Consider the following 26,320-nt stretch of genomic DNA (forward strand, 5'->3'; position numbering starts at 1 on the left):
CCCCCCCCCCCCCCCCCCCCCCCCCCATACAGCCCACCGCGGCCACAGCGGTACGTTTCTCCCCTTTGACGAAAGGAGCAAAACCACATTATGAAAGCAGCAGTAGTAGTAGCAAACGAAGACGTACAGTATCAGGAAGTTGAAGAACCACAGGTATCCAAAGGCACAGTGAAGATCCGCGTCAGATACTCCGGCATCTGCGGCTCCGACATCCCGCGAGTATTGAACAACGGTGTTCATTTTTATCCTATAGTCCTCGGCCACGAATTCTCCGGCGACGTAGTAGAAGTCGGCGAAGGCGTAACCAAGGTTAAAGTAGGCGACCGCGTATCCGGCGCACCACTCCTCCCATGCATGAAATGCGACGACTGCCAGCAGGGAAACTTCTCTCTCTGCAAACACTACAGCTTCATCGGTTCCAGACAGCAGGGAAGCAACGCAGACTACGTAGTAGTTCCAGAGCAGAATGCAGTTCCATTTGACAAGAGCGTTTCCTACGAACAGGGCGCAATGTTCGAGCCTGCAACCGTAGCGATCCACGGTGTATTCCAGAACGACTATCACGGCGGCGAATACGTAGCAATCCTCGGCGGCGGTACTGTAGGAATGTTCACCATGCAGTGGACCAAGATCTTCGGTTCCAAGAAAGTAGTCGTATTCGACATCAGTGATGAACGTCTTGACCTTGCAAAACGTCTCGGTGCAGACGAAGTCATCAATACAAAAGAAGAAGGCTACATGGAAAAAGCAATGGCGATCACAGGCGGCAAAGGATACGGATTCGTATTTGAGACAGCAGGACAGGTTCCGACCATGCATATGGCATTCGAACTGGCTGCAAACAAAGCACACGTATGCTTCATCGGAACACCACATGAGAACCTGACCTTCACACCAAAACAGTGGGAAAACATGAACCGTAAAGAATTCAAACTGACAGGTTCCTGGATGTCCTACAGCGCACCGTTCCCGGGACGTGAATGGGATCTGACCGCACATTACTTTGCAACCGGTCAGCTGAAATTTGATCCGGGCTTCATCTACAAAAAGATCCCGATGAGCCAGGCTCAGGAAGCGTTCCAGTTATTCAAGACACCGGGACTTGTAAAAGGCAAAATTCTTTTATCAAACGAGGAAGAATAAATGATACTGACAGTGACATTAAATGCTGCGATCGATAAACGATATGTAGTAGATGATTATAAAGTAGGCGAAGTAAACCGCGTCCGGGAATGTTCTTACGTTCCCGGAGGCAAAGGTCTCAATGTATCCAAACCGGCCTCCATTTACGGAGCAGAAGTTGTAGCTACCGGATTTGTAGGCGGTCACGCGGGAAATTATATCGAAGATGCTCTCAAACCGTTTGGAATCAAAGGCGAGTTTTATCATGTAGATGCAGAGAGCAGATCCTGCATCAATATCTGGGATGAAGTCAATCATGTTCAGACAGAATTCCTGGAGCCGGGATTTACTCTGACAGAGGAAGATTTTACCGGTTTCGAAAAGAAATTCAAAGAACTGGTCAAAGACGCAGATGTGGTTTCCATGTCAGGAAGTGTGCCAAAAGGTCTTGACGGAACTGCCTATCAGCGACTGGTCAGAATTGCAAAGGAAGCAGGCAAACCAGTCATTCTCGACACCAGTGGCAAATTACTGGAAATGGGAATCGAAGCCTGCCCGACACTGATCAAACCGAACATTGATGAGATTCGTATGCTGACAGGCAAACACTGTGATGACATTCAAGACATTATTGATGCAGCAAAAGCGATCCACGCCAAAGGAGTGGAGATCGTAGCAGTCTCCCTCGGAGCAGATGGTTCCCTGGCAGTCAGTGATGAAGGAACTTACCGTGCGATCGTTCCGAAGATCGATGCAGTAAATACTGTAGGATGCGGGGATTCCATGATCGCAGGTTTTGCACTTGGATTAAGCGAGGGGCTTTCTCTGGAAGAAACATTAAGAAGAGCCAGCGCGATCTCAGCAGCGGCAGCAATGCGTGAGGAGACAGGATTCTTCGTGATGGAAGATATGGAGAAACTGTTACCACAGATTAAGATTGAAAAATTGTAACTAACGGCTACGAAAAACTTAAAAAAATATAAGAAAACGAAAACTATATAATTATCAATCAGGAGGAAACAAAAATGGCAGAATTTATCGATCCGGCAATCGTGCCGAAAGTAACACTTCCGTCAGGAGAAGAAGTTCCGTGTATGGGAATGGGAACCTTTGGTTCCGACCGTGTAAGCGCAGAAGACGTATCGGCAGCAGTTGCAGGAGCACTCCGCAGCGGATATCGTATGTTTGACTGTGCAGCATGCTATGGAAATGAACACCAGATCGGTGAAGTTTTCAAAGCAGCGATTGATGAGGGCGTTGTAGAAAGAAAAGACCTTTTCATCATGACAAAAGTATGGAATGACATGCACAGAAAAGTAGAAGAAGCCTGCACAAAGAGCATTCAGGATCTTCAGTGCGATTATGTGGATCTGTACTTCATCCACTGGCCATTCCCGAACTATCATGCACCATTCTGTGATGTAGATTCCAGAAATCCAGACTCCAGACCGTTCAGCGTTGAGGAATTTATGGATACATACCGCCAGTGCGAAGAGCTTGTAGAAAAAGGTAAGATCCGTTATATTGGTATTTCCAATATGACAATTCCGAAACTTGAGGCTGTTCTGCCGCTGATGAAGATCAAACCGGCAGCTTGCGAACTGGAACTTCATCCTTGCTTCCAGCAGCAGGAGCAGTATGATTATCTGGTTGCGCATAATATCCAGCCGGTTGGATATATGCCGCTTGGTTCCCCAAGACGTCCGGAAAGAGATATTTGTCCGGAGGATGTTGCGGATATGCAGACTCCTGAGATGCAGGAGATCGCGAAGGCGCATGGTGTGCATCCTGCACTTATTGCGTTGAAGTGGGCTCATCAGAGAGGGGAGATTTCTATTCCGTTTTCTGTGCATAACTATGTAAGTAACCTGAAATGTGTTACTGAGGATCCGCTTACGGATGAGGAGATGGCTAAGATTGGAACTCTGGAGAAAGGAAACCGTCTTGTTAAAGGACAGGTGTTCCTTTGGGAAGGGGCTAAGGATTGGCATGACTTGTGGGATGAAGAGGGATTTATTGTTAAATAATCCTCTTGTATCTCCTTTGAAAAAATGAAAACCCTTAGGGGGAGCATCTCAGAGTCTGCGAAGGCCGAAGCTCCCCCTAAGAACCCCCTTCTTGGCCACGCGCCCCCTGAAGGTCTCTGCTCCGTCCCTTCTAAACATCCCACAAATTCTACAATTCCCAAAACTCCCCACTTCAAAAATCATCTATTTTATGGTACAATTAAACGCTAGGAAAACTAGAACGTTATCACATAATTACAAAAATGGGGGAAGCAAATGTACCGAATATTGCTTGTAGATGACGAGATCCTCGTCAGGGATGCAATAAAAGAAAACATTGATTGGAAAAGCATGGACTGCGAGCTGGTGGGAGACTGCGAGAATGGGAAGCAGGCAGCGGAGTTTGTGCAGGAACATCCGGTTGATATCGTATTGACAGATATTCTTATGCCATACATGGACGGAATGGAACTCAGCCATTTCCTGCATGACAACTATCCGGATGTTGTGATCGTGGTGTTCAGTGGATTTGGCGAGTTTGAGTATGCGAAGAAGGCGATCCAGTACGGCGTCAGCGAGTACCTGCTCAAACCGGTAACCGCGATGGAACTGACCGGCGTCATTCAGAAAATGAAAGAAAAAGTAGATCAGATCCGCAAAGAAAAAAGAAAAATGGAATCACTTACAAGAACGTCCGAGAACTATCGTGCAAATGCACAGATCATTCGCTCCAAGACACTGGAAGCTCTTGTAAACTGTACCGTAGATATCCAGAAAAGCCTGGCTAAACTTGAAGAAATGGGAATCACACTTTCCGGCTGTGGATACCGCGTGGCAGTTTTTGATATCGACCTCTATTCCGGCATGTATCAGATCGATATGGAGAAACGCCAGGAGAGTGCACTCATGGCATTTGTCCTCTTTAATATCAGCGATGAGATCGTAACCCGCGAAAACGCCGGAATCGTTTATCAGGAAGGCAACAACCGCGTGTGCGTTCTCTTCCAGGAGAAATGGAGCCGTAATTTCAATGGAAGAATCAAGGAAATCTGCGGCGAGATCCAGGCAGAACTTCACAAAGTCATGGGAACCGAAGTCTCCATGGCAATCGGCAAATGGGTCAAAAACCTCGAAGAACTCAGCGCGTCTCACGATAATGCAGTCAGTGCCCTGCAGTACCGTTATCTGATAGGGGGGGGGAACCTCCTTATTGATATGGAAGAAAAACATCCGGTACAGGATATTGATCTCAGAGAATCGCTCGATAAATTTAAAGAAGCTTTGAAATCCGGTAGAAAATCCGAGATGGAAGAGAAATTATACTCCATTGAGGAAAAAATCAAACAGTCTCTCGCAGACAAGAGCCGTGCCTGCATGTACCTTCAGCAGATCATCAGGGCAGCAGATACCGCAGGGGAAGAAGTTTCCCCGGACATCCACAGGATCCGCGAAGAACGCTCCAACCTTCTTATCCAGGTAACAGAGCAGAAATCTTTTGTAAAGGCATGCGAGATCGTACATGAATATATCATGCAGGTCTACGATGCACTGACAGAACTGAATACCTCCAGCGGCGAACGCCAGGCAAGGATGGCGCTTGACTATATCCAGAAGAACTACATGGACCCGAACTTAAGCCTCAATGACATCTGCTCTTATCTGAACATCAGCACCAGTTATTTCAGCACCATATTTAAAGAAATGACAGGAGAGACTTTTACCGAAGTCCTGATCCGTACTCGCATGGACAAAGCCAAAGAACTCCTCGAGAACACTACGATGAAGAACTATGAGATCGCAGAGAGAGTCGGCTTTGCCGATGCACATTATTTCGGAATCTCATTTAAGAAGATGACAGGATGCACACCGACAGAATACGCAAGGGAGAACCGCCGATGAAAAAGAAAGGGCTTTCAACCATGATCGTAGGAAAGTTCAAGAGCATCCAGAGCGTTATTTTTGCGACGGTAGCTTTTCTGGTGCTCAGTGCGGTCGTGATCGTTACCGGTGTATCCATGAGATTTACAAACAATTCCATTTTTGAGAATTCCTCAGAGTATACCCATACGATCATCCAGCAGATGAACCAGAATATAGATTCCTACATAGATTACATGGAAAATATCGCCTATCTGATCTCAAGCAGTGAGGACGTTCAGGACTATCTTTTTGATGATGAGATCGATAATGAAGGAAGATACCGTATCCTGAACCAGTTTGAGACGATCCTGGACAGCCGGAGCGATATCCGAAATGTAGGCATCATAAGCAAAAACGGCAGAATGCTGATCAATGACGGCAAGAAATCCGTAAACAGCGATCTTGACTTAAATACCCAGGAATGGTATACCCAGGCGCTCGACAGTCCGGAAGGTCCGATGCTTACCTCTTCACATGTACAGCATATCATCAGCGGGGAGCGCCCGTGGGTGATCACCTTAAGCCGTGGTATCCGTGACCGCGAAGGCAGCGGGGAGAAAGAAGGCGTTTTCTTTATCGATCTGAATTACAGTGCGATCAGTGAACTGTGCGACCAGAGTACGGTAGGGACCAAGGGATACGCTTTTATCCTTGATGCCAGAGGAAATATCGTCTATCATCCACAGCAGCAGCAGCTCTACAATGAACTGCAGACAGAAAATATCAGCCTTATCATGGATACAGAGGATGATACCGTCCTGACAGGGACAGGCAGCAATGGAAAGCTGTATTCTATTTCACGCTCGGACAAAACCGGCTGGACCGTCGTAGACTGTACCAATGTCCGTGAACTTTTGAGCAAAAGCCGGCAGGCACAGAGCATTTATGTGCTTACCGCGGTGATCCTTGTCATCGTGGCGCTGCTTTTTTCCAGATTTATGGCAAGAAGTATCACGCTTCCGATCCAGAAACTCCGCGATTCCATGAAAAAAGTCCAGGAGGGCGATTTCAGCGTTTCGGATGTCGTCGTGGACTCTGATAATGAGATCGGAAGTCTCACGAAATCGTTTGATGTGATGACACACCGTATCCAGGAACTCATGGAGCAGAACGTCCATGAGCAGGAAGAGAAGCGAAAGAGCGAGCTCAAGGCACTCCAGTCCCAGATCAACCCGCATTTCCTGTATAATACACTGGACTCTATCATCTGGATGGCGGAGGGCAGGAAATACGAGGAAGTCGTGCTGATGACAGCATCACTTGCCAGACTTCTGCGCCAGAGTATCAGCAACGAGGACGAAGTGGTTCCGATCGCAAACGAAGTAGAATATGCCAAAGGCTACCTCACGATCCAGAAGATGCGTTACAAGGATAAACTGGAATTCCAGATCGATGTAGATCCGTCAATTTTGCATATTCCGCTGATCAAGCTTGTCCTTCAGCCGATCATCGAGAATGCAATCTATCACGGACTGAAGTACAAAGAAAGCAAAGGACTTCTTATTATAAAGGGATTCATGAAAGACGGAAATGCAGTCCTTCAGGTGATCGATGACGGTGTTGGCATGAGTGAGGAAACGCTGGCACATATTTACGACCGTCATAAGGTAAATTATCATTCCAACGGGGTCGGCGTTTATAATGTACAGAAACGTCTGAAACTTTATTATGGAGAGGATTACGGGATCACTTACGAGAGTGCAGAGGGCAAAGGAACGACTGCAACGATCACAATTCCGGGCAGACAGGAGGCAATACGATGAAAAAACACAAAAAATGGCTGAGCATCTGCCTGGTCGTCTGTCTGATTGCCGGCACTGGCGGGGCACTGTGGTACCGGCAGCACAAGATCGAAGAGAGGAGACTGTCCCTGATCTATATTCCCAAGGTCGTGGACGGGACAAACGATTTCTGGAAAGCACTGATCCTCGGAGCCAAAATGGCAGCAAAGGAATACAATGCAGATATCGACATTCTGGCACCGTCCGAGGAGAATGATGTGGAGGGACAGAATGAACTTCTGAAGGAAGCCATAGACAGGAAGCCGGACGCGATCCTTTTTTCTCCGTCCAGTTTCACGGAGTCAAATGGTCTTCTGAAAGAAGCGAAAGAAGATGGAATCCGGATCAGTTTTATTGACTCCTATACAGAAGAAGACATTCAGGATCTGACAGTGGCAACAGACAATCTGGAGGCAGGAGAGAAACTCGGCAAATTTGCAGCGACTCTTCTTGGACCAGACGATCAGATCGCGATCGTTGCACATGTCAAGGGCGTATCAACTGCAGTCGAGAGAGAAGAAGGCTTCCGCAAAGGGCTGGGGGATCTTGCAGATAACATCGTTGATGTGGTTTACTGTGATTCCCAGTATGAGAAATCACGTAAACTGACACTGGAACTGATGGAAAAATATCCAAATCTCAAGATGATCGCAGGAATGAATGAATATTCATCTGTTGGAGCAGCCCGGGCAGTCAAGGCAGCCGGAGCCAAGGAACGTATCCAGGTAGTCGGCGTGGACAGTTCCCAGGAAGCCGTCCAGCTTATGGAGAATGGCGTTTTTAAGGGTCTGGTTGTGCAAAAGGCTTTCAAAATGGGATATATGGGAGTCAAGGAAACTGTGCGCATGCTCCGGGGCAAGAGCTATGACAAGGATGTGAACTCAGGATGCGAACTGGTAACTCCGGACAATATGTACTCCAGTGAGATCGAGAAACTGCTGTTTCCGTTCAATACACTAAGGCTTTCCTGAGAAAAATAGTAAATAATCTATAAAAAAGGTTAAATATTTATGTACGAACCGTAAATATTTAACCTTTTTTTGGAAGATTTTCCATTACAATTGTGCACAATTAACGGTATTATATAGAAAACGCGAGATATGTGTAAACTTTTAAGGAGGGTGAAAAATTGGAAAAGCTCAAACAAAATCCAATCGTGAAAAAGCTCGGCCTGAACAGAATACTGCTTGTCTGTATTCTTGTTCTCATGTTCGTAGTCTTTAAAGTAGTTCTGGGAAGTAAGTTCCCTGTTGGAGACAGCATCAAATCTACTTTAAACTATGTATACTTCCTGGGCTTCTTATCACTGGGCGTTACATTTGTAATCGCAACCGGAGGAATCGATTTCTCCATCGGACCGGTAATGTTCTGTTGTGCACTGGTATCTGGTTACTGCATGACATCTTATGGTGTTCCTTGTGCAGCAGCAATGGTGATCTGTGTACTCATCGGTCTTGCATTTGGTATCTTTAATGGATGGCTGGTATCTTACCTGTCAGTTCCGGCATTTATCGTATCCATGGCATCCATGAACATCGCCAAAGGTATTGCTTCAGTCTTCACCAAGACACAGTCTGTAAGCTGGCCGTTGAGCAGTGACCAGACAAACGGATGGTTCCGTAACATTGTATCTTACAAAGGTTTCCCGGTAGGTCTGGTGATCTTCCTGGTAATGGCAGTTGTGTGTGGCATTGTTCTTTACAACACAAAACCTGGACGTTATATCCTCTGCCTTGGTTCCAACACAGAAGCGGTTCGTCTTTCCGGTGTTAATACCAAGAAATGGAACATGCTTGCTTATGTGATCTGTGGATTCCTGGTAGGAATCGCAGCACTGTTCTTTGTAGCTACATATACAACCGTTCAGCCAGGTTATGGCGATCAGTACAACAACGAAGCAATTGCTGGTTGTGTAATGGGTGGTACATCCATGGTTGGTGGACTTGCTTCCATCGGTGGTACTGTGATCGGTGTATTTATTATCTCTCTTCTTCAGCAGGGAATCATGGCATTTGGCCTTGGCAAAGGACAGCAGATGATCATCACAGGTATCATCGTAATCGTAGCTGTATATGCCGATGTTTCTGCAAGACGTAGAAAGAACTGATCGAAAGGGAGGATGAAACAATGGGTGACGTTATCTTAACAATGAAGGATATTGATAAGTCCTTTCCTGGAGTTCATGCCCTGGATCACGTTAACTTTGAAGTGAGACGCGGTGAAGTACATGCACTTATGGGAGAGAACGGTGCCGGTAAATCAACACTGATGAAGGTTCTTACCGGTATTTATCAGAAGGATTCCGGTTCTATCACATACAAGGGTCAGGAAGTTGCTTTCCATAATACCCGTGAAGCACAGGATGCCGGTATCGTAATCGTACATCAGGAATTAAACATGGTCGGAGACCTTACTGTTGCACAGAATATCTTCATCGGACGTGAGCCGAAGAAGGGAATCCGTGTAGACGACAAGAAGATGATCGAAGACTCCAAGAAATTATTCCAGGATCTGAACATCGAGATCGATCCAAGAGAAAAGATGAGCAACTTAACTGTTGGTAAACAGCAGATGTGTGAGATCGCCAAAGCAATCTCTCACAAAGCAGAGGTTATCATCTTTGATGAGCCGTCAGCAGCTCTTACCGAGAAAGAAATTGCTGACCTGTTCGTAATCATCCGTGATCTTCGCGAGAAGAATTACGGTATCGTATATATCTCACACCGTATGGATGAGATCAAGATGATCACAGACCGTGTAACTGTCATGCGAGATGGCGGCTATGTAGGAACTCTGATCACAAAAGACAGTACAAAAGAAGACATCATCAACATGATGGTTGGTCGTGTTATTTACGAAGATCCTAAGGAACACAGTATGGTTGCTCCGGATGCACCGGTTGTTCTTAAGGTAGAGCATCTGAATGCAGGAAAGATGGTTCAGGATGTAAGCTTCGAACTGAGAAAAGGTGAGATTCTTGGATTCTCCGGACTGATGGGTGCAGGACGTACTGAGACAGCGAGAGCACTGTTTGGAGCAGATCCGAAGCAGAGCGGTAAGATTTCCATTATGGACAAGCAGACCGGAAAGCTTCGTGAAGTAACAATCAATACACCGCAGGATGCTGTTAAATATGGTATCGGTTATCTGTCAGAGGACAGAAGAAGATATGGTGTTGTTGTACAGAAATCTGTAAACGAAAACACAACACTGGCTACAATGGAAGAATTCACAAACGGAATCTTCATCAACAAAGCAAAAGAGAAAAAAGTCAGTGAGAAATACATCAAAGAACTTGCTACCAAGACACCGAGTGGTGATCAGCTGGTTGTAAACCTTTCCGGTGGTAACCAGCAGAAAGTCGTAATCGCCAAATGGCTGACCAGAGACAGTGACATCCTGATCTTCGATGAGCCGACCAGAGGTATCGACGTTGGTGCCAAGAACGAAATCTACAAGTTAATGAGCAAACTGGCAGCAGAAGGCAAATCCATTATTATGATCTCTTCTGAAATGACAGAAATTCTCCGAATGAGTGACCGTATCATTATTATGTGTGAAGGTAAAGTGACAGGAGATATTGATATTTCTGAAGCAACACAGGAACACATCATGGATAAGGCTACAAGGAATATCAATTAAGGAGGAAAGTCATGACTAAGAAGAAAAAAAGTATTTTAAGTGATCAGAGATTTATTGTTTTGCTGGTTATTATTGCATTAAGTGCAATATTCTCCATTATGAGTAAGGAGTTCAGACAGTACACTACAATCTTAAGTATGCTCGATTTCTCCTACTATGATCTTCTGATGGCAATCGGTGTTACCTTCCCACTTATCACTGGAGGTGTAGACCTGTCAATCGGAACTGGTATGGTTTGTTACGCATTGATCGCTGGAACAATGGTAAGAAGCCACGGATGGCCGGTTGTAGCAGCTATGCTGCTCTGTCTGGTACTTGGTATCCTCGTTGGAGCACTGAATGGTGTTCTGATCGGAATCATGAACCTGCCGCCATTCCTTGCAACTCTTTGTACCTGTATGATCACCCGTGGTGCAGGTTCTCTCTGCAGCGCAACACCGTGGCCGGCACTTACCCAGGACGGTGGATGGTTCCATACAATCTTCAAGATTACTGTTGGTACAGGAAGAAGTGCTTCTCGTTATCCAATTGGTTTCCTGTGGATGGTATTTCTGGTTATCCTGATGGAATTCGTTCTGAACCATACAAAATTCGGACGTTATACTATCGCGATCGGATCTAACAAAGAAGCAGCAGCTCTTTCAGGAATCAACGTTAAATTTTACCATGTAATGGTATATGTAGTATGTGGTCTGTTTGTAGGTCTTGCAGCTATTGCTTATGCAGCAGTTACACCTACTGTACAGCCTGGTACCGGTGCCGGACTTGAGATGGATGCGATCGGCGGTGTATTCGTCGGTGGTGTTGCAGCAACCGGTGGTTACGGTTCCGTAATTGGTACATTTGTTGGTATCTTCGTTATCATGCTTCTGAAGACCGGTCTTCCATATGTCGGACTTCAGGCAAACTGGCAGCAGATCATCACAGGTCTTGTTCTTATCGTAGCAGTCCTGATCGATATCATCAAAGAAAAGAAAAAAGCAGCTATGTAAAGAAAAACTGCTTTGCAGTTTTTCTTTATCCAAACTAAGTATGTGGGGCGTCAGACTAATTCCTACTGACGTATCATAATAAAAAAACTATATAATGATTTATAAGGAGGAAGTAAGTTATGAATTTCAAGAAAGTGGTAGCATTAAGCATCTGTGCAGCAATGGTAGCAGGAATGTCTATGTCAACAGTTATGGCAGCTGATCTCCCGGATCAGTTCAAAGATCTGAAAGCAAACGAAGCATATGAATTCCCGATGATGGTTAAATCTTTCCAGTCTACCTACTGGGATGCAGCTCAGGAAGGTATGAAGAAAGCTGCTGAAGAACTTGGTGTTACTTACACACCACAGGGACCGAACAGTGAGTCCGATATCGCTGACCAGGTTAACATGATCAACACAGCAATCGCTTCCAACCCGAAAGGAATCGGTATTGCAGCATGCGATACATCTTCTGTTCTGGATGCACTGCAGACATGTGCTGACAAAGGAATCCCGGTTGTAACATTTGATACAGGTATCGCAGATGCTCCGGAAGGATCTGTAGTATGTGAAGTCTGCACAGACAACGCACAGGCTGGTGCAGAAGCAGCAACTCATATGTACGATGCGATCAAAGACGTAGTAGCTAATGCAGACGGACAGGTTGTTATCGGTGAAGTTAACCAGGATGCTACAGCTCAGAACATTCAGCAGCGTGGCGGCGGATTCATCGACAAAATGATCGAACTTCTTCAGGCTGACGGCAAAACAGTAGCAGTTGCAGGAAACGAATTCTATGTAAACGCAGCAAAAGGCGCTGATGCAACAGAAGCAGATGCAGACGTTGTTATCCAGGTTGCAGTTCCGGCACAGACAACTGTAGAGCTTTGCTCCAATGAAGCACAGGCTATCCTTTCCAAAGAAAACTGCATCGCTATCTTCGGTTCCAACCAGACAGCAGCAGAAGGTGTTCTTGCAGCTAACGCAAACCTGAACGTTCTTGGTTCTGACGCAGCAAACGGCGATGTTATCGGTGTTGGTTTCGACGCTGGTTCTATCATCAAAGCAGCAGTTCAGGACGGAACATTCCTCGGAGCAGTTACACAGTCTCCTCTGATGATGGGATACTATGCAATCTACGCTCTGACAGCAGCAGCAAACGGAGAAGAACTTGAAGACGTTCCTACAGATGGATACTGGTATGATTCCACAAACATGGACGACGAAGAGATCGCTCCGAACCTTTATGACTAATCTGAACGGTTAAAACGAATGCAAATTTCGAAAATGAGACTTTCACCTGCTTACAGGTGCAAAGTTTCATAAAGAAATTTATATGAGCGCAGCGAACACTGAGAAATCGTCAGATTCCGAAGTGTCATTCGCAAAAATCCCCGGAATTTCTTCCGGGGATTTTTTTGTAAGCATATAAATAAGAAGAGATAAAGCAAGTTCAATACAATTCCCTATACTCAGACGGCGTCATATGCTCCATCTTCTCGAAACTCCGCGTATAAGTCAACGCACTTTTGAATCCGACGGATGTTGCAATCGCTGAGATCGAGAGTTTGGAATAACTCAGGAGCTCCTTGGATTTATTGACCCGAAACTCCGTGACATACTGGTGGATCGTGATCCCTGTATGTTCCTTGAACAGCTTGCAGAAGTAATATTTCGAGAAACTGACACTGTTGCAGATCGCATCCACGCTCAGATCACCCTGATAATGGGTCTGGATGTACTTAAGTGCGGTATTTACAGCACTGTCCTGCACCGGTGTCTGTTTTTTGGCGTTCAGAATATTCTGTGACAGGATGTAAAGCTCCAGATAGATCTGATGGACCACGGAACTTGCATGCATCTGCGCCGACATAGGGTCTGACTTGTAATCGATCTCCGCAATCTCAAGAAAAAGATCCAGCATGCGGTTCAGCTTATTGACATGAAACGTACAGTCATGACGGCGGATATAATTATAGAATTGCTGTGCATGAGATCCTCCGATGACAAAGTACAGATATTCACGAGGTTTTCCGTAAGAGATCGGAAGTGAAAACGTCAGCGGGGTATTGCAGGCAGATACGATGATATCATGCTGATGCACCGGATGCTTTTCTTCGTTTTTCTTAAACTTCATGGTGCACAGGGAATAGACAAAAAGATAATCGGAATAATTGTTGTATGCTCCCCGGACAAATTTACGGTCATTGCAGTATCCGACTTCTTTAATATAGAAGGGAAGTGCTGTGATCTGGATATCCGTTTTGGGAACGGTGTCGAAATATTCTGTTGGCATAATATGCTTTGGCAGTCTCATAAAAATCCTCCCCGATCGTAATAACAGATTATTTCTATTATATCAGTAATGCGCAGGAAAAGTAAGAGGCAAAAAAACGCATGTCAAAAATACACGAAAACAGTCCAGAATACTGGAAATTTCTGTAAAAAGTGTACTTGGCAATATTGATAAAGGAAAACCTGAGATCATGACAAAATGCAGTAAAGATATTCAAAAGAAAAGGCATTTTTTGCTATAAAACATAAAAAAGTGCTAAAAACGAAATTTTTGATATCTGTAAAGCAATTTTATATATTGAAAAACCCTGTATTTTGTATAGAATCAGATACATAGAGAACGCACCGCAGTTCGAAAAACGAAGAAAGAAAGGGAGGAGTAAGACACAAAATGAGTGAGTATATCTTGGAACTGAAAGATGTAGTAAAAACATTTGGTGGAGTTAAAGCTCTGAATGGAGTTCACTTTCAGTTAAAAAGAGGCGAGATTCATGCTCTGATGGGAGAAAACGGAGCAGGTAAATCTACGTTCATTAAAGTCATTACCGGTGTACATCAGCCTGACAGTGGAATCATGCTTCTGGATGGTGAACAGGTAACATTAAGAAACACTATGGACTCGGCAAAACTTGGTATTGCAGCTATTTATCAGCATGTAACCGCATTCCCGGACCTGACTGTTACAGAGAACATCTTTATGGGAAGGGAAATTAAGAATAAATTTGGCTTCTATGACTGGAAGACAATGAGACAGCGTGCGAAGGAACTGATCGATCCGCTGAGTGCAGAAATCGACGTAAACAAACCAATGGGTAACTTATCTGTTGCAGAGCAGCAGCTGGTAGAGATCGCTAAGGCACTTTCCTGTGATGCGAGAATCCTGATCATGGATGAGCCTACCGCTTCTCTTACAAGAAATGAATGTCTTCAGTTATATCGTATCGCCAAAGACCTGAGAGATAAGGGAGTTTCCATTATCTTTATCACACACAGATTTGAAGATATGTATGAACTGGCTACCCGAGTTACCGTATTCCGTGACTCTACATATGTTGGTTCCTGGGACGTTGACAAGATCACAAACGCAGATCTGGTTAAAGCGATGGTTGGTCGTGAGCTGAATTCCATGTATCCGGAAAAAACAGCCAAGATCGGTGATGTGGTACTCGAAGTCGACAAGATCAGCAAAGAAGGATACTTCAAAGATATTTCTTTCAATGTACGTAAAGGTGAGATCCTTGCTCTTACCGGTCTGGTAGGTGCAGGACGTACAGAGGTTTGTGAGACTATTTACGGAATCATGCATCCGGACAGCGGAGAGATCCGTCTCGAAGGTAAGAAAGTAGATATCAAGAGCCCGATTGATGCTCTGAACCTTGGAATCGGTCTTCTTCCGGAAAACAGACAGACACAGGGTCTTGTCAATGAACTTCCGATTTACCAGAACGTATCTTCCGCATCCATGAAACAGTTCGTCAAAGGCGGACAGATGGATGTTGATAAAGAAATGGAAAATGCGATCACTCTGTGTAAGAAGATCCAGCTGAAAGCAAACGACATCACAGCACCGCCGTCATCACTGTCAGGTGGTAACCAGCAGAAAGTCGTTGTTGCCAAGATGCTGAGTTCTGATCAGAAAGTCCTGATTATGGATGAGCCGACAAAGGGTATCGACGTTGGTGCAAAATATTCTATTTATGAGATTATGAACGATCTGGCATGCAGAGGATATGGTATCATCATGGTATCTTCCGAAATGCCTGAGGTTCTTGGTGTTGCAGACAGAGTTGTCGTAATGAAGAGTGGTCGTGTGACCGGAGAGTTCAGCGAGATGGGTTCTGTAACTCAGGAAATGCTGCTTGAAGCATCTCTGAAAGAAAGAGAGGGGCATAAATAATGAAAAAGTTATTAAAATCCAGAAACACCGGATTGATCGTAGTTCTGATCATTTTGCTGGTGATCGCCCGCTTCCTTACACCGGGTATGTTTACCGCTTCATCTCTGATCAGTATGTTACAGAATAACACGATCTATGCACTCCTTGCGATTGCTGAAATGATGGTTATTCTTACAGGCGGTATCGATATTTCCATCGCTTCCCAGCTTGCATTTGTTGGTATTTCCTGTACTACACTTGCATGCAGCCATCCGGGAATCCCTGGAATCGTATGGGTATTATTCGCAATCGTTCTCGGCGGACTTTGCGGAGCCCTGAATGGTTTCCTTGTTGGATACCTTCATATGGTACCTATGATCTGTACTCTTGGTACCATGTACATTTTCCGTGGTCTTGCATTCGTAGTATCCGGCGGCCAGTGGTGGTTCGCTGCTCAGTACGAAGAGCTGAACGGATATCGTACTTTTGCGATTGGCCAGTTCCTTGGACTTCCGATCCTGCTCTGGATCACGATCGTCCTGATCGTTGTAGCTGGTCTGTTCCTTGGATATACTTCCGCAGGACGTAGAATCTATGCGATCGGTACTTCCCGCGAATCAGCAGCAGTTGCTGGTATCAAAGAGCCTAACGTAACATTTTATTCTTTCGTGATCTGTGGTGCAGTAACAGGTCTTGCTGGTATGCTTTATACTGCAAACTATGCAATTGGTTATTATGGAATGGCAGACGGTTTCGAGATGACCGCGATCGCTATCTGTGTTCTTGGTGGTGTATCCATCACCGGTGGTAAAGGACGTATGGATGGTGTTGCGATCGGTGCGCTGATCATGTCTGTAGTCACATATTTCATCAGTATGATTCCTGGTATGAGTGTATGGCAGAAAGCACTTCAGGGTGGAATTATCATCGTTGCCGTTGCAATTAACTACTTTACTGAGCAGTCCGCTAAGAGACAGGCTCTCAAAGAAAGGAGTGCGTTGATCTAATGCCAGGAAGTAATTATGACAGAGACCTCAGTGTCAAGGAAGGTTTCGTATTAAAGAAATTCCTTGTCAAATGGGAAATGATTCTCGTATATATCATGATTTTAATCAATGTACTGTTGGCAATCATCAAACCGGATCTTTATTTTACCCACGGTACAGTTCAGTCAATGATCAATGCAGGTCTGGATGTTTCTCCGCTTGTACTTGGTATGGTATTCATCCTTCTGCTTGGTGACATTGATGTATCAGTAGCAGCTCAGATGATTCTGGGTGGAATGGTAACAGGACTTCTGATGGACAAAGGACTTCCGTCACTGATCTGTGTTATCGCAGGAATTTTAGTTTGTATGATTTGCGGTGTTTTCAACGGATTCTGTGTTGCATTTCTTGAAATGCCGGCCGTTATCACAACAATTTCTACCTCTATGTTATTCAGAGGTATTGTAGAGATCGTCCTGGGTGAGAATTCCCTCAAGAATTTCCCATCCTGGTACAACAAGATTGGATGGATGAACATCGGTGGAATCATTCCGCTGAGTATGGTACTCTTCCTTATCATGGGTGCTATCTTCATCTTCGTTCTTCACAAATCACCATTTGGACGTAAAGTTTACATCGTTGGTAACAACCCGACATGTGCAAACTACTCTGGTATCAGCGTTAAGAAAGTCAAAATGGAAGTATTCATCCTTATGGGATTCATGGCTGGTATCGGTTCTATCTTCTTCGTAGGACGTATGGGTGGAGGTCTTTCCTCTTCCATGGGTACAGGATACGAAATGACAGCGATCGCCTGCGCCGTATTAGGTGGTGTTTCCACTAACGGTGGTAAAGGTAAGATGTGGGGACCGATCATCGCGACCTTCATCATGGCTTTCCTTACATACGCACTTGGACTTATGGGTATCGACCCGAACACCAAGAAGATCGTTATCGGTGTCATCCTTATCGTTACGATCCTGATCTCTACGATCAACAAACAGATGATCAAGGATATCAAGCTGAGACTGTTCTATCATAATAATAAGAACATTGAAGCAATCAATGACAGAACAGCAGCTGCTGTTAAAAATATGAAGAAACAGATCAAAGAACTTGAAAAAGGCAATGCATCTGACAAGGCAGCTCAGATCGAGAAACTCAATAAGAAGATCGAAGCAGCTCAGAAAGAATGTAAAGAGAAATCTGCTCAGTGGTGGGCAGAACAGCAGGAAAACGCAAAGAAAGCAAAAGAGCGTTTTAAATAATCTTACCTGTCTGAACTACAAAATATAAACACAAAGATGTTTATATATATAAAAAAAGGAGGAAGTGTTTCATGAAGAAAAATCTCAAAAAGGCAATGGCTATGGGCCTCGCAACAACAATGGCGCTGGCAGCTCCGGCAGCAGTTTCCGCAGCAGGTAACACATCAGATGTATCTGGTTCCCACGTATTTATGTTCAAATCCGTAGGTAACGCATTTGGTGTTATCATGTATGAAGGTTTCTCATCTTATATGGAGCAGGTTGGGGAAAACTGCACCGAGAAATCACCGGCTGAAACAACTGTAGCAGCTCAGGTACAGCTCATTGACGAAGCAATTACTCAGGGATGCAAATCCATCTCCATTTCTACAAATGGTGATACAGGATTTGATGAAGTATTTGCAAAAGCTCAGGAAAAGGGTGTTCCGATCGTATCCGTTGACTCTTCTGCATCTGCTGATTACCGTGTAACTCACAACAATCAGGCATCCACAGAAGATATCGGAGCTATGCAGGTTCGTGCAGCAGTTCTTCAGGTTCTTGGCGTAGCTTATGATCCGGAAGACGTAACAATGGAAAAAACTGTAGAGGCAGCTCTCGCTGATTACGACGGAGACGAGATCAGACTTGGTGTTCTTTCCGCTGGTATCGATACACCTGTACAGAATAGCTGGATCGCAGTTATGGAGCAGGAACTTCAGAAAGACATCTACAAAGGCAAAGTAAGCCCGGAACTCAACAAGAAATATGGTGATGACGAAGCAACAAAATCTACTACACAGGCTCAGGCATTCCTGGCTGAGAACAATGTAGATGCAATCATCTCCCCAACAACAGTTGGTATCGCAGCAGCAGGTGAAGTTCTTACACAGGCTAAATCTGATATCAAACTGACAGGTCTTGGACTTCCTTCAGAAATGAAGAACTACATGCCGGCTACAGCAGATGATGATGAGTTCTCATTTGTTTGCCCATACATGATGCTGTGGGATGTATCTCATCTTGGAGCTTCTACAGCAGCTATCCAGATGGCAGTTCAGAACGACGGATTCGATGGAGCCGAAGGATCAACTGTTGATATGGAAGCTTGGGGCGAATATGAAGCTGAGACATTCACCGCTGAAGACAATGGCGATGGTGGCACAGGCGTTCTCACAGGTCAGCCTTATGTATTCTACAAAGACAACATGGCAGAGTGGGTTGACAAACTTTAATCTGTATTGCAGTTCTGTTTAATAGAAAGAAAGTAGAAATGCGATAACGAAGGCGTTCGCCCGCGGGCGGACGCCTTTTCTTTTATACATACCAGGGACAACAGTGGCATATTTTCTGATAATGTATTATAATTGGGGAAGAGTTTGATCAACAGGAGGGAATATCTTGATTGAAGTTAGAAATCTTACAAAGAAATACGGAGATCATTTTGCCGTACAGGACATCAGTTTTTCACTTGAAAAAGGAAAGATCTATGGCCTGTTAGGACCAAATGGTGCCGGAAAATCAACTACAATGAATATAATGACCGGCTACATTGCCGCGACATCAGGGGAAGTCATTATTGAAGGACATGATATTTTTAAAGAAGCAGAAGAGGCCAAGAAACATATTGGATATCTTCCGGAAATTCCCCCGCTGTATATGGACATGACAGTCTGGGAGTATCTGTTCACAGTGGCAGATCTCAAGGGTGTTCCGAGATCAGAACGAAAATCCATGATCACGGATGCCATGGAAAAAGTGATGATAACCAATATGAAGGACCGACTGATCAAAAATCTTTCCAAAGGATATAAACAGAGAGTCGGAATTGCACAGACACTGATCGGAAATCCGGATATCATTATTCTTGATGAGCCTACCGTCGGACTGGATCCGAAGCAGATCATAGAGATCCGCACACTGATAAAGCAGCTGGGAGAAGATCACACCGTTCTGATAAGCTCGCATATTCTCTCTGAGATCGGAGCAGTGTGTGATCATGTAGTCATTATCAACAAGGGACATCTGGTAGTGAGTGACAGTACAGAAAATCTGGAAAAACTGTTTAAGGGACAGGATATCCTGTGTCTGAGTGCACAGGGAGAACTGGAAAAGATCCAGAATATCCTGCGTGAATTCCCGGCACTCAGTATCGCTAATATGAAAGAAGCAGAAGAAGCTGAGACATACAGGTTCCAGCTGAAAGTACAGGATCAGGCGGATTACAGAAAACAGTTATTCTTCCGTTTTGCAGAGGCAGGAATCCCGCTTCTTGAGATCAGCAGGGCAGGAATGTCGCTGGAAGACATCTTTCTTGAAATTACTGAGGAGGGAAGAGCATGATCGCTGTATGTAGAAAAGAATTAAGAAGTTATCGGATCTCAATGATCGGATATGTGTTTGTTGCATTTATGCTGGCAGTCGTAAGCCTGTATTTTGCCTATCAGAATCTGAATCTTGCTTCGCCGAGATTTGAACTGGTACTTCAGAATGTTCAGTTTATTTTTCTGGTATTTGTTCCAATCCTGACGATGCGTGTTCTGGCAGAGGAGAAAAAACAGAAAACAGACCAGTTATTACTTACATTGCCAATGACAGTAAAAGACATTGTGATCGGTAAATATCTGGCAGTTGTAGTTCTGTTTACCATTCCGATGCTGATCATCTGTATTTATCCTCTGATCCTTACTATGTTTGGTTCAGTAAACCTTCCGGCAGCATATTTTTCAATTCTTGGATTCTATCTCCTCGGATGTGCTAATATTGCAATTGGAGTATTTTTCTCATCGGTCACAGAAAATCCGGTGATCTCAGCGGTTATGACATTCGGAACTCTGCTGGTCTGCTATCTGATGAACACGATCGGCAAAATGGTTCCCAATACTGCAATCGCATCTGTGAGTGCATTTACGGTAGTGATCGTTCTTGTGATGGCCCTGGTCTATAATATGATCGGAAATCTCAAGGTCGTGATCGGGGCAGGCGTGCTTCTGGAAGTGGTACTCCAGGTAGTTTATTTTGCAAAAGCATCTCTTCTGGAAGGAAGCTTCCGCAAGGTTCTGTCTGTATTTTATATGAATGGAAGGCTGACAAATTTCTTTGACGGTATTCTGGATATATCCGCGATCGTGTACTATGTATCTGTTATTGTTTTCTTTTTGTTCCTGACAGTTCAGACGATTGCAAAAAGACGCTGGAACTAGGAGGTAGGGACGACATGAAGAATAAAGACAACAAACAGAACAGCAAAATTCTGATAAACGGCTCTTACAGTATTTTGCTTACCGTACTGCTTCTGGCAGGACTGATCATAGTGAATCTGATCGTGAATCATCTTCCGGTCAAAGTAACCCAGTTTGATTTCAGCAACGCAAAACTGTATACACTGACCGATACTACGACAGGAATACTCAAAAACCTGGATCAGGATGTGGAACTTTATTATATCTGTGAAGGAGGAAAAGAAGACGACACGATCCAGAAGCTTCTGGACCGTTATGAGTCTGCATCCTCCCACATTAAGGTAGAGCAGATCGATCCGGCACTGTATCCGGGATTTACTTCCAAATATACCCAGGAAGATGTTGCGAATAACAGTGTGATCGCGGTCAGCGGTGATGTGAGCAAGGTAGTGAATGCGGATTCCATGTATGTGGAGAGCATGAACTATAATACTTACAGTTATGTAAAGACCGGATTTGACGGCGAGGGAATGATAACAAGTGCTGTAGATTATGTGACAGCCAAAGACATCCCGAATCTGTATATCTTAAGCGGAAACGGTGAGACAGCACTTGGAAGTGCATTTGGAGATGTGATCTCCAAGGATAATGTAAATCCACTGACGCTGAATTTGATGACCACAGATAAGGTTCCGGATGATGCAGATGCAATTCTTATCAATACGCCAACGGTAGATTATTCTGAGGAAGAAGCACAGAAGATCATTGATTATCTGGAAGACGGAGGCAAAGCAATTATTTTCTCAAATTATACCGTAGAGGATATGCCGAATTTTGACTCCATCCTCGCAAATTATGGAGTTGAAAGAGAAAAAGGAATCATCCTGGAAGGCAGCTCTGATAAATATATGTCTTATCAGTACTGTCTGGTTCCGGATATCAGTTATTCGGCAATTACCGAAAATGTATATGGCAATGGTTCTGTTCTGGCACCGATGAGCCAGGGAATCCTTACTTCGGATTCACACAGAGATTCCATCACCTATCAGCCGCTTCTGACGACTTCTGATGCATCCTACAGCAAAGAAGATGTGGAAAACATGACAACCTCTGAGAAGGAAAAGGGAGATAAGAGCGGTCCGTTTACGATCGGTATGCTGATCCAGGAAGATACGAACAACGATGATGAGGCTGATACGGAGATTGTCTATTACAGTACAGGATATTTACTGGAATCCAATTATAATCAGGCTGTATCCGGAAGCAATGCACAGCTTCTCGGCGGAACTGTAAATTACCTCTGCAATGGAGAAAAAACTTCAGCAGCAGTACAGACCAAGAGCCTTCAGGTCAAATATCTGACACTGACAGACCGGGCAGCAAATATATGGACAGCGATCTGTGTATTTACACTTCCACTTCTGTTTATTATTGCAGGACTGGCAGTCTGGGCATCAAGGAGAAAGCGCTGATGGATGGAAAAAAAATAAAAAAACTGGTCATTGCACTGATCCTGGTCATCCTTGCAGGACTGGCCTATCTGTTTCTTCTGCGTTACTCAGATAAACAAAAAGAGGCAGAGAGCCAGAAAGAGCAGGAAGAGGCTGCGGCATCTGTTGTGTTTGAGACAGACACGGATGAAGTGAGCAGTATTTCTTTCAGCGGTGACGACGGGATACTGACCTTTGAAAAAAAGAATGACACCTGGATCTGTCCGGATGACTCTGTATTTCAGATGAATGAAAATAAGATCCAGAAGCTGCTTGCAGATATTTCTTCTGTGAGCTGTACCAGAGAGCTGGACGCAAGGGGGGACCTGGCGCAGTTCGGACTGGAAGAACCGGCAAATACGATTCAGATATCACTTTCTGACGGAACAGAGAAGGATTTGTATATCGGAGATAAGAATACGTCCACGCATGAACTGTACTTCCAGACAGAAGAAAAATCAGATAAGGTTTATATGACAAAAACTGCCTTTGACTCGGATTTCGCAGGTAAGCTGCAGGATTTTGCAGCCTATACAGATTTTCCGAAGGTAAAACCGGAAACGATGACAGAGTTTGATGTGGACAAGGCAGAAGATTCTTATGTCCTTATCATGACAGGGGATGACCAGTGTACGGTGGAGGATGAAGAGGGAGAAAGCCAGCTTGCAAATCTGAATCTGGTTGGCATGGTCCAGGATAATGTGTCCAATATTATCTGGTATCAGGATCTTGAATACAATTGTTCCGATTATGTAAAATATGGATTAGACGATCCGCAGATGGTACTCACCGTAAAATACAAAGACGGAGAAGAAGCAAAAGAGTTTGAGCTCTCCGTAGGCGATGAGGATGAAAACGGCAACTATTATGCAAGACTGAATGAACTTCCGGAGATTCATACGATTCGTGGAGAGTATCTGACAGACCTTCTGAAATCCAGTGCATCTTCTTACTGGAGCCTGACATACAGCTTTGTTTCGATTGGAGATCTTGATAAACTTGAAGTTACAAGAGAGGGTGCAACGCATGTGCTCAGAAAAGAAACACAGACGACAAAGGGTGGTCTGGAGTCAGTAAAATGGCTTGTAGATGAGCAGGAAGTGGATGAAAAATTATTTACAGATTTCTACTATGCATGTGTCAGTGTGACCGCCCAGGAACGTCTGGAGAGCGTGCCGGAAGAAACCGGGGATGAGGCTTTGAAGCTTGTATATACACTGACGGATGGTTCAAAGAAAGAAATTACATATTATGAAGAAGACCAGAATTTCTACACGGTCATCTATGAGGATGGCACAAAAGCAGCACATACAAATAAACTGTATGTAAAGACAATGACAGAGAAGCTGGACAGACTTCTGGAAGAATTAAAATAAAAAATCATATATAAAAAGAGGAGGTATGGCATGAAATACTTAATGGGGATTGACAATGGGGGTACTTTTTCAAAGGCAGCGCTCTTTGATGAAGACGGAAAGCAGATTTCTGTGGCCAGTGTACCGACTGTGACGATCACTCCGAAGCCAGGTTATACAGAAAGGGATATGGATGAACTCTGGGAGGTAAATGCACAGGCTGTACGTAATGCGATCGAGAAGAGTAATATCGATCCAAAGGACATTGCAGGGGTTTCTTTCTCAGGACATGGAAAAGGTCTGTACATGGTAGGCTATGATGGAAAGCCTTCCTATAACGGAATCATTTCTACGGATACAAGAGCCTGGGCACAGGTCAAAAGATGGCATGAGGATGGCACTGACAAAAAGGTTTATGAAAAAACCCTGCAGGACATTCTGGCAGTACAGCCGGTAAGCATCCTGGCATGGTTCAAAGAAAATATGCCGGAAGTCATTGAGAGAACACAGTATATCTTTGCAGTAAAAGATTATATCCGTTACATGCTGACAGGAGAGGCATACAGTGAATACACAGACTGTTCCGGATCAAATCTTGTCAATATGATCACACACGAACATGACCGTGAACTGATGAAGCTTTTTGATCTGGAAGAATGCTACGACAAGCTTCCGCCGCTTCGCAACGCTGCCGATATCTGTGGACATGTGACAAAAGAAGCGAGTGAGAAGACCGGTCTTCCGGAGGGAATCCCGGTAGCTGCAGGTATGTTTGATATCAACGCATGCGGAATCGCATCCGGACTTTCTGATGAAGAACAGATGTGTATGGTGGCCGGAACCTGGAGTATCAACGAGTATATTTCGAAAGAACCTGTGACAAACGGCACAGTTGCACTGAATTCTCTGTTCTGCATGCCGGGATATTATCTGATCGAGGAGAGCAGCCCGACATCTGCCGGAAATATGGAGTGGTTCATCCGCAATCTTATGAGTTATGAAAAAGCAGAAGCGAAAGAAAACGGAGGCTCCGTATACGATATCACCAATGAGTGGGTAGCTTCTACCGAGCCGCAGGACAACAATATCATCTTCCTTCCATTCCTGAACGGCTCCAACGAAGATCCACTGGCAAAGGGAACCTTTGTAGGCCTGACTGCTTACCATAATAAGAAACATATGCTTCGTGCAGTTTATGAGGGAATTGTTTTCTCCCATGTGACCCATGTCAACAAACTGCTGAGAAACCGTGAACGTCCGAAGAGTGTACGACTTTCCGGAGGCGCTGCAAATTCAGATGTATGGGTACAGATTTTTGCAGACGCACTTCAGCTTCCAATCGATGTGATCGAGGATAAGGAACTCGGCGCACAGGGTGCGGCGATGGCAGCCGGTATTGCAGCAGGAATCTACAAAGATTATCAGGATGCAATGAGACGTACAGTGAAGATCACCAAGACAATACAGCCAAGACCGGAATATGCAGATATCTACAAAGAAAAATATGCGGCATACCGTGCGGTGATTGACGGACTGAATGGTGCGTGGAAGTATTTCAGAAACTAGGAAAAGGAGAAACCACAGAATGAGTAAGGCATATGAGCTTGGACTGTATGAAAAGGCAATGCCGGGTACGCTGACATGGAAAGAACGACTGGAGGCGGCAAAGGCAGCAGGCTATGATTATGTTGAAATCAGTATTGATGCAACAGAAGAAAAAATCGCCCGGCTGGATATGGACAGAGAATCACGCCTGGAACTTGTAAAAACCATGTATGAGACCGGAATTCCGATCCGGACAATGTGTGTCAGTGCACTTACCAAATATGCGATCGGAAGCAGTGATGAAGCATGCTGTGCAAGAGGAATGGCGATCCTGGAAAAATCACTTCAGCTGGCAGATGATCTTGGAATCCGTGTTGTGATGATCCCGGGATATGATGTCTATTATGAGGAATCAACACTGGAGACAAAACACAGATTTCTTGAAAATCTGAGAAAGGCTGCAAGACTGGCAGAAAAGACCGGCGTGCTCATCGGACTTGAGACGATGGAAAATGAATTTATGAATACGGTTGAGAAAGCCATGAAATATGTAACACTGTGTGGCTCCAATTATCTTAAAGTCTATCCGGATATCGGAAATCTCACTAATGCAGCGGTTCTTTACAAGTCAGATGTACTGGAGGATATGGAACTGGGCAGAGGAAATCTGACTTCTCTTCATCTTAAGGAGACTGTCCCTGGAAAATTCAGAGAAATTCCGTATGGAACCGGACATGTGGATTTTGAGGCGGCAATAAAGAAGGCCTGGGATCTGGGAGTACGTAGATTTGTGACGGAATTCTGGTACACAGGAAATCCGGAATGGAAAAAAGATCTTAATGCTGCAGTAAAAATGATGTGTCCGATACTGGATGCTCAGAAATAAAATTCAGGAGGAAA

Annotated in this window: 21 protein-coding genes; 20 read left to right on the forward strand and 1 reads right to left on the reverse strand. The window is 44.6% G+C overall.

The window, feature by feature from the left end; translation table 11 throughout:
• The first annotated feature begins 90 nt into the window (after window positions 1-90).
• From WMO75_RS11580 to WMO75_RS11625, 10 genes are all read left to right on the forward strand, one after another.
• The gene (locus tag WMO75_RS11580) at window positions 91-1,143 is read left to right on the forward strand and encodes a galactitol-1-phosphate 5-dehydrogenase (protein WP_349078055.1); all 1,053 of its coding nucleotides are present in this window, start codon (window positions 91-93) and stop codon (window positions 1,141-1,143) included.
• Window positions 1,144-2,073 carry a 1-phosphofructokinase gene (gene pfkB, locus WMO75_RS11585; protein ID WP_349078056.1) on the forward strand — a complete coding sequence of 310 codons (930 nt, stop codon included), beginning with the start codon at window positions 1,144-1,146 and terminating at the stop codon, window positions 2,071-2,073.
• Between the two features lie 74 nt (window positions 2,074-2,147).
• Entirely contained in the window at window positions 2,148-3,149 is a 1,002-nt protein-coding gene (locus WMO75_RS11590) for an aldo/keto reductase (RefSeq protein WP_299319213.1), read from the forward strand.
• Window positions 3,150-3,404: 255 nt separating this feature from the next.
• Window positions 3,405-5,027: a response regulator gene (locus WMO75_RS11595; protein ID WP_349078057.1), complete on the forward strand. Its 1,623-nt coding sequence runs from the start codon at window positions 3,405-3,407 to the stop codon at window positions 5,025-5,027.
• Window positions 5,024-6,811: a cache domain-containing sensor histidine kinase gene (locus tag WMO75_RS11600; protein ID WP_299319218.1), complete on the forward strand. Its 1,788-nt coding sequence runs from the start codon at window positions 5,024-5,026 to the stop codon at window positions 6,809-6,811. The genes WMO75_RS11595 and WMO75_RS11600 overlap by 4 nt, the downstream gene beginning before the upstream one ends.
• Window positions 6,808-7,800 carry a substrate-binding domain-containing protein gene (locus WMO75_RS11605; RefSeq protein ID WP_349078058.1) on the forward strand — a complete coding sequence of 331 codons (993 nt, stop codon included), beginning with the start codon at window positions 6,808-6,810 and terminating at the stop codon, window positions 7,798-7,800. The genes WMO75_RS11600 and WMO75_RS11605 overlap by 4 nt, the downstream gene beginning before the upstream one ends.
• Window positions 7,801-7,958: 158 nt before the next feature.
• Complete coding sequence (locus WMO75_RS11610; protein WP_298090479.1) at window positions 7,959-8,936, forward strand: ABC transporter permease; 978 nt, start codon at window positions 7,959-7,961, stop codon at window positions 8,934-8,936.
• A 20-nt stretch (window positions 8,937-8,956) separates the two neighbouring features.
• The gene (locus WMO75_RS11615; RefSeq protein ID WP_298090481.1) at window positions 8,957-10,471 is read left to right on the forward strand and encodes a sugar ABC transporter ATP-binding protein; all 1,515 of its coding nucleotides are present in this window, start codon (window positions 8,957-8,959) and stop codon (window positions 10,469-10,471) included.
• 11 nt (window positions 10,472-10,482) lie between these two features.
• Window positions 10,483-11,463 (forward strand): ABC transporter permease, encoded by a 981-nt coding sequence (locus WMO75_RS11620; protein ID WP_349078059.1) that lies wholly within the window; start codon window positions 10,483-10,485, stop codon window positions 11,461-11,463.
• Window positions 11,464-11,582: 119 nt separating this feature from the next.
• Window positions 11,583-12,698, forward strand: a complete 1,116-nt coding sequence (locus WMO75_RS11625; protein WP_022214495.1) for a substrate-binding domain-containing protein — start codon at window positions 11,583-11,585, stop codon at window positions 12,696-12,698.
• Between the two features lie 199 nt (window positions 12,699-12,897).
• On the opposite strand, the gene WMO75_RS11630 is transcribed toward WMO75_RS11625, so the two are convergent.
• A complete protein-coding gene (locus WMO75_RS11630) occupies window positions 12,898-13,761 on the reverse strand; it encodes a helix-turn-helix transcriptional regulator (protein ID WP_349078061.1) in 864 nt (287 codons plus the stop codon).
• 369 nt (window positions 13,762-14,130) lie between these two features.
• Between WMO75_RS11630 and WMO75_RS11635 the strand changes: the two genes are divergently transcribed.
• The 10 genes from WMO75_RS11635 (at window position 14,131) to WMO75_RS11680 (ending at window position 26,306) form a co-directional block, all read left to right on the forward strand.
• On the forward strand, window positions 14,131-15,636 hold the full coding sequence (locus WMO75_RS11635; RefSeq protein WP_349078062.1) for a sugar ABC transporter ATP-binding protein: 1,506 nt from the start codon (window positions 14,131-14,133) through the stop codon (window positions 15,634-15,636).
• Complete coding sequence (locus tag WMO75_RS11640; RefSeq protein ID WP_349078063.1) at window positions 15,636-16,622, forward strand: ABC transporter permease; 987 nt, start codon at window positions 15,636-15,638, stop codon at window positions 16,620-16,622. The genes WMO75_RS11635 and WMO75_RS11640 overlap by 1 nt, the downstream gene beginning before the upstream one ends.
• Complete coding sequence (locus WMO75_RS11645; protein WP_349078065.1) at window positions 16,622-17,869, forward strand: ABC transporter permease subunit; 1,248 nt, start codon at window positions 16,622-16,624, stop codon at window positions 17,867-17,869. Before WMO75_RS11640 ends, WMO75_RS11645 begins: the two co-directional genes overlap by 1 nt.
• A 71-nt stretch (window positions 17,870-17,940) precedes the next feature.
• The gene (locus WMO75_RS11650; protein ID WP_349078066.1) at window positions 17,941-19,083 is read left to right on the forward strand and encodes a substrate-binding domain-containing protein; all 1,143 of its coding nucleotides are present in this window, start codon (window positions 17,941-17,943) and stop codon (window positions 19,081-19,083) included.
• 166 nt (window positions 19,084-19,249) lie between these two features.
• Complete coding sequence (locus WMO75_RS11655; RefSeq protein ID WP_349078067.1) at window positions 19,250-20,191, forward strand: ABC transporter ATP-binding protein; 942 nt, start codon at window positions 19,250-19,252, stop codon at window positions 20,189-20,191.
• Window positions 20,188-21,051 (forward strand): ABC transporter permease, encoded by an 864-nt coding sequence (locus tag WMO75_RS11660; protein ID WP_349078068.1) that lies wholly within the window; start codon window positions 20,188-20,190, stop codon window positions 21,049-21,051. Before WMO75_RS11655 ends, WMO75_RS11660 begins: the two co-directional genes overlap by 4 nt.
• Before the next feature lie 14 nt (window positions 21,052-21,065).
• Entirely contained in the window at window positions 21,066-22,502 is a 1,437-nt protein-coding gene (locus WMO75_RS11665) for a DUF7088 domain-containing protein (RefSeq protein WP_349078069.1), read from the forward strand.
• Window positions 22,502-23,896 (forward strand): DUF4340 domain-containing protein, encoded by a 1,395-nt coding sequence (locus WMO75_RS11670; RefSeq protein WP_349078070.1) that lies wholly within the window; start codon window positions 22,502-22,504, stop codon window positions 23,894-23,896. The genes WMO75_RS11665 and WMO75_RS11670 overlap by 1 nt, the downstream gene beginning before the upstream one ends.
• 30 nt (window positions 23,897-23,926) lie before the next feature.
• Window positions 23,927-25,441 carry an FGGY-family carbohydrate kinase gene (locus WMO75_RS11675; protein WP_349078071.1) on the forward strand — a complete coding sequence of 505 codons (1,515 nt, stop codon included), beginning with the start codon at window positions 23,927-23,929 and terminating at the stop codon, window positions 25,439-25,441.
• A gap of 19 nt (window positions 25,442-25,460) precedes the next feature.
• Complete coding sequence (locus WMO75_RS11680; RefSeq protein WP_349078072.1) at window positions 25,461-26,306, forward strand: L-ribulose-5-phosphate 3-epimerase; 846 nt, start codon at window positions 25,461-25,463, stop codon at window positions 26,304-26,306.
• Window positions 26,307-26,320 lie beyond the last annotated feature (14 nt).

This window comes from Blautia intestinihominis (genome assembly GCF_040096655.1).
GTDB lineage: Bacteria > Bacillota > Clostridia > Lachnospirales > Lachnospiraceae > Blautia_A > Blautia_A intestinihominis.